We start from the raw sequence: 11,713 nt of genomic DNA, 5'->3' as shown, positions 1-11,713 counted from the left end.
CATGTTCAGGCAAAAACTACAGAATATCTATCAGCTCGGTTGTAAAGAACTCTGGAGTCTATGGCGCGACCCAGTCATGCTGATCCTCATCATCTACACCTTTACGGTCGCAATTTACACTGCAGCGACGGCAATGACCGATAGCCTGAATATGGCACCGATTGCGATGGTCGATGAAGATCGATCGGCCTTATCGGAGCGAATTACCTCGGCCTTTTATCCCCCCTATTTTATTCCTCAAACCACTGAACTGAATAACATGGATGCCGGAATGGATGCCGGTGAATTTACTTTTGCTCTCAGTATCCCCGTCAATTTTCAGGAAGATGTGCTGTCTGGGAAAGATGCTTCCATTCAGGTCAATGTAGATGCCACACGCATGTCTCAGGCGATGACAGGTGCAGGCTATATCCAGCAGATTGTGCAGTCCGAAGTGAATGAATATGTATTGCGCCATCGTGAAGTGAGCAGCTTGCCGGTTGAACTGGAAATGCGTGCCCGTTTTAATCCGCTGCTGGACCAGAAATGGTTCGGTAGTGTGATGGAAATCATCAATAACGTGGCGATGCTGTCGATCATTCTAACCGGTGCAGCTTTGATCCGTGAGCGTGAGCACGGTACGGTGGAACATTTAATGGTAATGCCGGTCACTGTATTTGAAATCATGATGGCAAAAGTCTGGTCCATGAGTCTGGTGGTATTGCTGGCTGCTTTTATGGGTTTAAAACTGGTCGTACAAATGGCCTTGAAGGTGCCGATTGAAGGCAATTTATGGTTATTCTTCTTCGGCGCCTTGTTGACCCTGTTTGCCACCACCTCCATGGGCATTTATATGGCCACTATGTCGAAGTCGATGCCACAGTTCGGTCTGCTGATGATGTTGATCTTAATTCCAATGGAAATGCTTTCAGGAGGAATGACACCACGTGAAAGTATGCCGGAGTTTCTGCAATATCTCATGCTCATTGCACCGACCACGCATTTTGTTGAGTTGGCACAAGCTATTTTATACAGAGGGGCAGGTCTGAATGTGGTTTGGCCTGCATTTCTATGGCTCATTGGAATTGCCCTGGTATTTTTCTATGTGGCCTGGAAACGCTTTAAAGATACGATTCATACCATGACCTAGGTTTTTCCTTGCAGCGGGGCATTGTATTTTTGTGACTGTCTTTTTTTGTTAAGAAAACAATCAGTATGCAGTATGCCAGCTTAATTTGGCATGACTGGGCAGAAAGTAAGTGGGTGAGTGTATCTTATTGATCTGTCCTATCAAGCTCATTTTGCTCGCCACTTAAATCAACTGGGAGCAGATACTTACTGAAAACAAAACTATTAATTTTTTAAAAAATCTCCTATTTAAGCGCTGGGTTGAGCTAAACTAAAAAAATATTATTACACAGTAACGCACTGATATGGAATTCAACGCGTGGTACCAACTTCGTAGATTTGTTTACGATAATTTGCATAATGAAGAATACGAGAGCACCTTGAGTCGCTGCGTAAATATCTTTCTTATCTTATTGATTATTGGTAATACAAGTGCAGTTTTACTTGAATCTATGAATGAGATCTATCAGTCCTATCAATTGTTATTTGATGCCTTTGAATTATTTTCAATCGCTGTGTTTACCCTAGAGTATTTATTACGATTTTGGGCAATTGCTGAAAAAAATCCGTTTGAAAGTGCATGGAAAAATAGATGGTTATGGGTACGAAGCGGTAGTGCGATCATTGACTTGCTGGCAATTCTACCTGCATATATTAACTTCTTTGTGCATATTGATTTACGTTTCCTTCGAATCCTAAGATTATTCAGATTACTCAAATTAACGCGTTATTTTGTATCGTTACAAATTTTATTGCGTGTGATTGAGCGTGAAAAGGGTTCATTTCAAGCAGTTATTTTTATTTTGCTTATTATGATTATAATCACAGCCGCTGGAATGTATGTGGTTGAAAATCAGGCACAGCCAGAAGTATTTAGCTCAATCCCTGCTGCAATGTGGTGGGCTGTGGTTACGCTGACAACGGTCGGTTATGGCGATGTTACGCCAGTCACGCCTATAGGTCGATTCCTTGGCGCTTTGATTACTATTTTAGGCGTGGGTTTAGCCGCACTTCCAGCGGGTATTTTGGCGAATGGTTTGGCAAGTGAACTTAGGCAACGTAAGCACAAGTTAGAATTAAGATTTCGTGAACTTTTAGACGTTGCTGAAATTGATTTAATTGAAGATAAAGAAAAAATTGAACATTTACGTAAAGAAGTGGGGCTTAGCTCAGAGCAAACACAAGATATTTTATTGCAGCTTATTCATGAGCGTAAGGAAGAGGAACTCGAGCAGGAAAAGAACAAATATTTTTTCTGTCCCCATTGTGGGCATAAGTTACCTGATTGAAAAATAAATCAGTTATATTTTACTTTTCATTTTTAAGTTATTAATAATATTAAATATATTTATTTTTGATTGTATTGTTTTCAATTGTGTTTAATTAAGCATCTTTTAAGTTTGGACTCTTATCTTGATCACTGACCTATTTTTATTCGGTGAAATGAGAGTGATAAAATTCAACTTTGATTGTAATTCATCCAATCAAATGCATTATCTGAATTACAATCCGAATCAGCCAAAATATAAAAAACAACTACACATTCAAAAACTTTTAGAACAAAAAAATGATTCATTATTTCCAACAGTCTTGTCCAAGCATTCATCTCTCGGTGTCAGGGTAAAAACCTTGGACCGAAGCAGATCATCGGAACGTATCGCAGTAGAAAACTTTATTCGTGATAAATATCGTGCAGTACATGAGGCCTCAATCTCTGAGTTTTTTCCAACCCTATTTGCAGGCTATGTCGAACAGGAAATGCAGGTTGCTATTGGACTGGAACATTTAAAGAATAACGCTGCTTTTCTGGAACAGTATCTGGATGAACCCATTGAAATGACCCTGGCGAAACTGGGCAATACTTTGATCGCAAGAGAGCGGATTGTTGAAATTGGAAATCTGGCGGCACTGAATATGGATCATGCAAAACTGATGGTGGCTTTCTTGGTGTTTCATTTAACCCAGAACAACATTGAATGGGCGGTTTGCACCGGAACCGCTGCTGTCCGATATGTGCTGCAACAGATGGGATTGCATTTTCATGTGATTGATAAAGCCAACCCAGAGCTACTCGGCGAAGCGAAAAGACAATGGGGCAGTTACTATCAGCAGAAACCCTATGTTCTGGCCATTCATGTGGCCGAGGCACTTGCAGTCACCAAGGAACTTTATAGTTTCAAGGGCTAAATCTGTATGCAAGTTGTTCTCCAGTACTGAAGCGCGGAATTTTTAAAAATGATGAATAGTGTGTTCGATGCAATTTCAACTTATGCAAAACAAGACCCGATACGGGAAGCCATTGTCAGCGCCAACCGGACGGTCAGTTATGCTGAATTAAACATTCAGGTGAATCAGCTCAGTGCTGAACTGATTCAGATGAAAATACAAAGACTCGCGATCTGGGGTGTCAATAGTGTGAACTGGATTCTGGTTGATCTTGCAGCCAGGAAAGCTGGCATAACTGTGATTCCGATTCCACTTTTTTTCACGCGGGATCAGGTCAAGCATCTGCTTCAGGACAGTCAGGTCGATAGCATTTGTGTGACGGATACAGGTGGCGATATTGAAGAAAAATGCGGCAAGAAAAACTGTGCTATACCCGAGTGGCTGATGAATTTAACAGAACATGCAGGTCGCAGAGACGTTTCAACTTCAGATGCCTTCAGCGGGCAGTTTATCCATTTATTGGATCATCAAAAGAACCCTGAACAGGGTGATATAAAATTGAACCCTGCTCAACAGCCTTCAAAAATTACCTATACCTCTGGCAGTACCGGTACGCCAAAGGGTGTCTGTCTGGTGGAGGAAACCATTGACTCAATTACAGCGTCCTTAAGCCATGCACTGGAATCCAGTCACTTGGGCCGTCATTTATGTCTCATTCCCTTTGCCACATTACTGGAAAATATTGCAGGGATCTACGTTGCTCTCAGCATGGGGAGATCCGTGGTTGTGGAAGAGGTGAGTCAGTTTGGCCTGATCTCCAATCATGAGTTTAATGTGCAGTACTTCGTGGATGCGGTGCGGAAATATCAGATCGAAAGCGTGATTTTTCTTCCACAAATGCTCAAGGCGATTGTGGAATATATTGCCGAACATGGATCTGCAGATTTTGCCACGCTGAAATTTATTGCTGTAGGTGGAGGAAAAGTTTCACCAGATTTACTCAGCCAGTGCCAGAGGCTGAATCTCCCGGTGTATGAGGGATATGGTCTATCGGAATGTGCTTCGGTGGTGAGCCTGAATTTGCCCAATGCACGTAAAATTGGCAGTGTGGGACGCATTTTGCCGCATGTAGAAGTCAAAATAAAACAAAATGGTGAAGTAGTGGTCAAGGGCAATGCCATGCTTGGCTATGTCAATGACATGGCAGTCAGCCCCTATATCCATACCGGCGATGCCGGATATTTTGATGAAGAAGGCTATTTATATATTACCGGCCGGATTAAGCAGATTATTGTGAGCAGCTTTGGCCGAAACATCTCGCCAGAATGGGTGGAATCGAACAGTTTAAACGAACCGGAAATCCAGCAGATTGCCATTTTCGGCGAAGCGCAGCCGTATTTGTCCGCCGTGGTTTATGCCAAAGCATCGACCTCGGACGATGGGGTTGCAGCAGCCATTCAAAAAGCCAATGCACGAATGCCGGATTATGCCCAAATTAAGCACTGGTGCCGTGCAGCAGATCCATTTTCCCTAAAAAATAAGATGCTGACCGATAACGGAAAATTACGACGTAACCAGATAAAACAGCACTTCGATGCAGCTTTGCTGCAAAGCTAATTGCTGCAGATGAATGGCAAATTTAAACAGTTCCTTCTGCCCGGGTATCAATCCTGAAATAGGCAGAAACAGTGAGTGAAACAAATGAACATTGCACAAACACAATTAAGATCATCTCATCAGCACATTAAAAATACCTTGGTGGAGCAGGGCTGGGTGTTATTAAGACATGAACAGTATGACGTGGCTTCCTTTAGTGAGCTGATGAGTCGCTTATGTCAGAAGCTGACCTATGATCCTGCACGTGAAAATGTTACTCGCCAGTCTCAGAAAGTTGATGCAGGTACCCAGGCAATGGGGCTACATATTGAAAACGGCACGACACCTTTACCACCTGACATCATTGCATTTTTCAGTGAAAAAAGTGCTTCGCGCGGTTCTCAAACGACCTTATGTGATGGACATCAGGTGTGGCAAAGTCTGCCTGAAACGCTCAAGCAAAAATTTGCTGAGCCGATGACCATCAGCCGCTATTTGCCTAAACAGATTTGGCAAAAGTATGTCGCTACAGCATTAAATATGAGCGATGCTGAACAGGTCACGCAGCATGATCTGCAGCAGTTTGTTCAGATGATTCCCGGGCAGAGCATCAGCCAGGCCGAAGATGAAGGCGTGCAGTACCACTTGAAAATGAATATGGTGCGTAGCGATAATTTAAAAGGCGTGCCCGCTTTTGCCAATACCTTGCTGGGACCTTCCTATAATTATGAAAAACCACGGTTTTATTTTGCCGATGGTTCTGAAATCAGTCCTGATTTAATTGCAGAACTGGCAGAACGCTGTGAAAGCTATACCTCGGAAATCAACTGGCAGGACGGAGATATCGCCATTATTGACAATAAGCGCTTTATGCATGGCCGACGTGAAATACAGGTGCCCCTTGAAAACCGGAAGCTGTATATTTGTATGGGGCTGGGCTTAAATCCTGCCTTTTAAGCGGGATGCTACATCACATTAAAAATTCAATAGAAAGAGAAATAATCCATGTCTAATTTAACCGCAGTCCTTCTAGGCGCAACCGGTGGCATCGGTCAGGCGATTGCCGATATCCTCGGGAAAAATGGCCTGAATCTGGTTCTGGTTGGTCGCAATCAGCAGGCTTTGCAAAAGTTACGTGACAAACTGGCACAGCGCTATCCGCAGATTAAACTGAATGATATTCGCTGTGATCTGTCCCAGCAGCAAAGCCGTGATGATCTGATCAGTGAAATTTCTAAACTGAACACCCCCATTAATTATTGTATCAACAATGCCGGAATCAATGATTTTTCCCTATTTTCAGATCAGTCACATGAAATGATGGAACAGATGATGCTGATTAATGTCGTGTATCCGTTGCAGCTGGTGCAAGGCATAATCCCGCTGATGTCCAAAAGTCAGCCGAGCCAGATGATTAATATCGGCTCTACTTTAGGTAATATTGGCTATCCAGGTTATGTGAGCTATTGCGCCAGTAAATTCGCCCTGCGCGGTGCGACTGAAGCCTTGGCACGTGAATATAGTAAGACCCCAATCAAATTCCGCTATTTCTCACCGCGGGCCACCAATACTGAAATGAATCATCCTAATGTGGTTGAAATGAATATCCGGCTAGGTACCAATATTGACACGCCAGAATTTGTTGCCCAGGAATTTTATCAATTCCTGCAGAAGGATTGTCAGTCCTATCAGGTGGGCTATTCTGAAAAAATCTTCGTCAAGGTCAATCAGGTCCTGCCGAATATCGTGGCCAATTCTATTCAGAAAGATCTGGATATTATTTATGAATATGCGACAGCAAATAAAAAAGTATAAATTTTTTTGAATGAAATTATTCAATTGTTTTTTAAAAGCAATAGTGAAGGGCAACCTTCTTTATTGCTTTAAATTCCTAAAACAAGCTGATCAAGCTTGAACTCTTGCAATGGCTTAAATTTTTACCCCCAGAAGGTGAGAGTGGGCGTTAAGCATCAAGTTTATTTTGTATGAATCAATAGTTTCAAACAGGATAGATAGTCTGAAAAATTACCAGATAAAAAATGATGATCATTGAATCGATATTCTTAAACTACGCAGATTGTGACTTTACGAAGACAATAATTAAAACTGATACGGAGTTTTAAATGCCTTTTAGTGTGGACACGGTCAGTGTGATTTCGATATAGGTTTGCTATCATAGTGAAATATTGAGGTAAGAGCAGTCCACATGAACAGTAATTATAAATATGTATATACATTTTTTCATGTGTCTGGATCAATATTACCCAGCCATAAAGTTTTCAAAAATTTAACCGACAATCAAGCTAAATTAGTTTTTGCCGATAATTCTTGTATGTACGCTGTAGTTTCTGATTGGATATCTAATAATAGGCATCTTGATACTAGAAAATCGACTTGGAAAGAAGAATCAGAATTATTTCTGTTAAATGAACTAAAAGCATTGGCACTATATAGAGCTCGTAATCCATCATTTAAAACTGAAAAAAATCAGCTTGATAGCATCGTTGAAGATTTAGATTTTATAGCTTTGAGTTAACGATATTTTGTAGTTATTATTTTTTCAATAGGTATCATGATGAGTGGCTGTGGATGTAGTAAAGAAACACTAGGTGAAGATAGGAATTTTCAACCAGAAAATCATCCATCAATTTCAAAAGAAAGTACTTCAAAAAATTGTGATAGCATGCCTAGTTGTGATGGGGATGGGGGAAAACCTTCATCTGCTTGCTGTAACCTTTCAAATAGTTGTCAAGATACCGCTCCATCTTGTTGTAGTTCTGACCCCAAAGAAAATCTAGGCGTCGAAGAAGTTTCAAAAGACTGTCAATACATCAGTGAGTACATCATTCCGAAAATGGATTGCTCTGCAGAAGAGCAAATCGTTCGTATGGCCCTTTCAGATCTTGAAGCAGTCAAAGGTCTTATTTTTGATCTTCCCAATCGAAAACTAAAAGTCTTCCATAATGAAGGTATTGAGAAAATTACGACTAAACTTGAAGGACTCGGTTTGGGTGCGAAACTTGATGAAACACAGCTTTCTTCAGGAGATATGCCAAATGAGCCTGATCCGATTAAACAGGCTAAAGTTCTTCAACTGCTATTAGCCATTAATGCTTTACTTTTCTTTATTGAATTTATCAGCGGTATTATTGCTGCATCTACAGGATTAATTGCTGATTCTTTAGATATGTTTGCCGATGCAGCCGTTTATGGTATTGCATTATATGCCGTCGGAAAAGCTGCGAAGTATCAAGTGAAAGCAGCCCATTTTGCAGGTTGGATTCAATTATTACTCGCTGTCATCGTTATTGTCGATGTAATCAGACGCTTCATGTTTGGAAGTGAGCCAGAATCCACCCTCATGGTGGTGATAGGTTTGCTCGCTCTTATAGCGAACGTGACATGTTTATATCTTATTTCTAGCCACCGAGAAGATGGCGTACATATGAAAGCCAGTTGGATTTTCTCGGCGAATGACGTTGTCGTAAATATGGGCGTTATATTTGCTGGTGTACTTGTGGCCTGGACAGGTTCAGCTTATCCAGACTTAATCATTGGCATACTGGTTTCTTTATTCGTACTCAATGGTGCACGAAAGATTTTGGCATTGAAATGAGAATGCTAAAAATGAATCTATTTCAAGTTAAGCAAAATTAGTTTGTCACAATCAGAGATCTAAAAAAGTAACCAATACCATAATATCAATTAATGGGCTGCTACCATTCTCCTAGAAAAATTTTGTCATTCTTTTTGAATAGGAGAGAACATTATGAGTAGATAATGATATACCCCCCCGAATTTAAAGATGAAGCTGTTAAATTGATTACTGAACGTGAAATTCTGTCACTGATGTCGCAGAACGTTTAGGAACTAGGAGTTCACTGAAATTGACTATAGGATATCAGCTATCTGAGGTAACTCCTCTTATGTCTGATTTAAGATTCAATTTGAATTGACGCTTATGCTCAAACATCTTTTTATCTGCCTGTTCAGCTGTAAAAAACAGCCCACGGCCAGGATGACGTGTAGAAAAACCAATTGCTATACTGATTTTTGCTTGTGCAAAAGCATCTATAATTCTCTTTGAGAGTCTTTCTGCACCGGCCTCATTATTTTCCACACTTAGAATGACGAATTCATCACCGCCCAGACGAGCTACAATATCATTACTACGGACAGTATCACTTAACACATTGGCAGCCTGTTGAATGAGTTGGTCTCCTGCAACATGCCCTAAGTTATCATTTACTTCTTTTAGATTATTAATATCAATAAAAAACACCGCAGCGGGATGACCATAACGCTTACAGCGTTCCTCTTCTTTACTAATTAATTCGTCCCAAGCTCGACGATTATATAATCCAGTTAATCCATCCCTGAAAGCTTTCGTCTTTAAACGCTTAACTTCACGAACTTGTTGGTTTTGACGAAGCTCGGCTTGAAGAATTTTACTCAGTAAGTTGCCAAGTAATTCTATTAGTTCAATATCTTGAACTATTATTTCAGGTTTTGGATGAGGATCAATTGCACACAGTGTACCAAATAAACTGCCATCTTCATTGAGGATGGGCTGACCTATGTAGGATTTAATACTTACTTGTTGACTAATTGGTGCCGTAGCATATAAGGGAATATCTTCACAACGAGGTGCAATTTTAGGTGCTTTTCCTTTAACCATATGAGAGCAGAAAGAATCTGCCCATTTAAATACGTGTCCGGGTTTAACATCATAACCATGATCTTCACTTTGCAGTACAATCCAATCTTTACCTTCTACCCGGGTGATCATCCATAAATCAAATCCAAAGCGTTTATGGAGAAATTGTAAAATAGCTTGACCTGCTTCTTCAAAGTTTTTAAAGTTTATAGTATTCATCTAATCAACCTATGATAATGATTCGAAAGTAATTTATTTATATGATTTAATTTAAAATATTATATAATCCATATTCAAAATAAAATCTTAGACATAAGCTGATGAAGTACATTGATCAAGTTAAAAAAGTTCATCTGTAATATACAGTAAAATTAAAAAAATCTTAATAGCCCTATAAAATATCAGGAATATAGACATATAAGAAAACTTGATTATTTATTTGTTATAATATAATGGCTTTGTTGCACAAAGATTTCTATAAGTGCTTATTCAGCAATATAATTTTCAGATGAATAAGACTGCACCTAAAACCTATCGCACAAGCAATTGGTCTTCTTACAATCGAGTTTTAATCAATCATGGGAATATTACGATTTGGTTGGATGTTAAAACTCAGTGGTATGCCAAGCTTGATACTAAGCAAGGACGAAATCAAACATATTCTGATACAGCCATTCAATGCTGTTTAATGATTAAATCTCTCTTTCATTTATCTCTACGTATGGTCACTGGCTTTGTACAAAGCTTGATTAAATTATGTGGACTTGATTGGACAGCTCCAGATTATTCCATCATCTGTAGAAGACAAAAGCATATTGATATTGCGATTAGCTATCAAAAAAATAATGATGGCCTTCATCTACTCGTCGATATGAGAAGCATTGCTTCGTAAAGATTGAAATTCGTAGGTGAAAGAGAAGGGAAGCGTAAGAAGCATCAGCCATGGCGGAAACTACATATTGGTGTTGAAACCAAAATGCACTGTATCAAATTATTAGGCGATAAGCTTCGTTTAAGAAGTTTTCAAAGTCAGGTCAATGAAATTCATGCACGTATAGCCGTGCTGAATAAATTCACCGAATTAGGCAGACCTCATACCCAAGTTGTCTCTTAAATTTGAGTTGCTAGGGATACTTTGACTTGGCTTTGTTGGACAAACTAGTCCGTAACGGCTTATTCAGCAATATAATTCCTAGATGAATAAGCCCACACCTAAAATCTATCGTACTTTTAACTGGAAAGCATACAACCAAGCTTTGATAAATCGAGGGAATATCTCGATCTGGTTTGATTCCAATACTCAGTGGTATGCTCAACCACAAGGCAAACAAGGACGAGATCAAACTTATTCTGATACCGCCATTCAATGTTGTTTGATGATTAAGTCCTTATTTAGACTCTCTTTACGTATGGTCAAAGGCTTTGTTCAAAGCCTGATTAAACTTTGTAGTTTGAATTGGACGGCACCAGATTATTCAACCCTCTGTCGTAGACAAAAGCATATCGATATTTCAATTCGTTATCAAAAAAGCAGTGATGGACTTCATCTACTCGTCGACTCTACTGGTTTGAAATCTTTAGGTGAAGGCGAATGGAAGCGTAAGAAACATCAGCCTGAATATCGTCGCCAATGGCGTAAATTACATATTGGTATCGATGCTGAAACCCTGCAAATACGCGCGGTTCAGCTGACGACGAATAATGTCAGTGATTCACAAGTGCTGGGTGATTTACTTGATCAGATCCCTGAAGATGAGCGAATTGATTCGGTCTATACGGATGGGGCTTATGATAAAAAACGATGTAGATAAGTGATTGCCGATCGGCAGGCCCATGCGGTGATTCCACCTAGAAAGAATGCCACCATGGATGGATTCAAGAGCCAGCTCAGCTGAGTGAAATGAATTACTGAAAACGATCAAGCATTTAGGTAAAACCATCTGGAAAAAATGGTCGGGTTATCATCGGCGAAGTTTAGTTGAAACCAAAATACACTGTATTAAATTGTTAGGGGATAAACTAACGGCAAGACATTTTCAAAGCCAGATTAATGAAATTCATGCACGTGTGGCGATACTGAACAAATTTACAGAATTAGGCAGACCTCATACCCAAGTTGTCTCTTAAATTTGAATGGGTTGGTGGGACTCAGCTTTTGAATGTTTATGCAACAAAGCCTATGCAATC

The 11,713-nt window shown here is 40.0% G+C and carries 9 protein-coding genes and 2 pseudogenes; 10 read left to right on the top strand and 1 reads right to left on the bottom strand.

The window, feature by feature from the left end:
• Nucleotide 1: 1 nt before the first annotated feature.
• The 8 genes from HLH18_RS12860 to HLH18_RS12825 all read left to right on the top strand — a co-directional run bounded on the left by HLH18_RS12860 (nt 2) and on the right by HLH18_RS12825 (nt 8,485).
• Nucleotides 2-1,129 carry an ABC transporter permease gene (locus HLH18_RS12860; protein ID WP_171547150.1) on the top strand — a complete coding sequence of 376 codons (1,128 nt, stop codon included), beginning with the start codon at nt 2-4 and terminating at the stop codon, nt 1,127-1,129.
• 283 nt (nt 1,130-1,412) lie between these two features.
• A complete protein-coding gene (locus tag HLH18_RS12855; RefSeq protein WP_171547149.1) occupies nt 1,413-2,396 on the top strand; it encodes an ion transporter in 984 nt (327 codons plus the stop codon).
• A 340-nt stretch (nt 2,397-2,736) separates the two neighbouring features.
• On the top strand, nt 2,737-3,294 hold the full coding sequence (locus tag HLH18_RS12850; RefSeq protein WP_250852425.1) for a thermostable hemolysin: 558 nt from the start codon (nt 2,737-2,739) through the stop codon (nt 3,292-3,294).
• Between the two features lie 48 nt (nt 3,295-3,342).
• Complete coding sequence (locus HLH18_RS12845) at nt 3,343-4,890, top strand: AMP-binding protein (protein ID WP_171547147.1); 1,548 nt, start codon at nt 3,343-3,345, stop codon at nt 4,888-4,890.
• A gap of 84 nt (nt 4,891-4,974) precedes the next feature.
• On the top strand, nt 4,975-5,826 hold the full coding sequence (locus HLH18_RS12840) for a TauD/TfdA family dioxygenase (RefSeq protein WP_171547146.1): 852 nt from the start codon (nt 4,975-4,977) through the stop codon (nt 5,824-5,826).
• 48 nt (nt 5,827-5,874) lie between these two features.
• On the top strand, nt 5,875-6,684 hold the full coding sequence (locus HLH18_RS12835) for an SDR family oxidoreductase (RefSeq protein ID WP_171547145.1): 810 nt from the start codon (nt 5,875-5,877) through the stop codon (nt 6,682-6,684).
• 391 nt (nt 6,685-7,075) lie between these two features.
• Nucleotides 7,076-7,405, top strand: coding sequence for a hypothetical protein (locus HLH18_RS12830; protein ID WP_171547144.1), 330 nt, complete (start codon nt 7,076-7,078; stop codon nt 7,403-7,405).
• A gap of 39 nt (nt 7,406-7,444) precedes the next feature.
• Nucleotides 7,445-8,485 (top strand): cation efflux transmembrane domain-containing protein, encoded by a 1,041-nt coding sequence (locus HLH18_RS12825; protein ID WP_171547143.1) that lies wholly within the window; start codon nt 7,445-7,447, stop codon nt 8,483-8,485.
• Between the two features lie 285 nt (nt 8,486-8,770).
• Here the strand turns inward: HLH18_RS12825 and HLH18_RS12820 are convergent, their stop codons facing one another.
• Nucleotides 8,771-9,745: a sensor domain-containing diguanylate cyclase gene (locus tag HLH18_RS12820; RefSeq protein ID WP_171547142.1), complete on the bottom strand. Its 975-nt coding sequence runs from the start codon at nt 9,743-9,745 to the stop codon at nt 8,771-8,773.
• Nucleotides 9,746-10,034: 289 nt separating this feature from the next.
• Between HLH18_RS12820 and HLH18_RS12815 the strand changes: the two are divergent.
• Nucleotides 10,035-10,640 (top strand): annotated as a pseudogene (locus tag HLH18_RS12815) (IS5 family transposase).
• An 82-nt stretch (nt 10,641-10,722) separates the two neighbouring features.
• Nucleotides 10,723-11,653, top strand: a pseudogene (locus HLH18_RS12810) (IS5 family transposase).
• Nucleotides 11,654-11,713 lie beyond the last annotated feature (60 nt).

Source organism: Acinetobacter sp. ANC 5414 (genome assembly GCF_013004295.1).
Classification (GTDB): Bacteria; Pseudomonadota; Gammaproteobacteria; order Pseudomonadales; family Moraxellaceae; genus Acinetobacter.
This window is presented reverse-complemented; position numbering and strand designations above follow the sequence as displayed.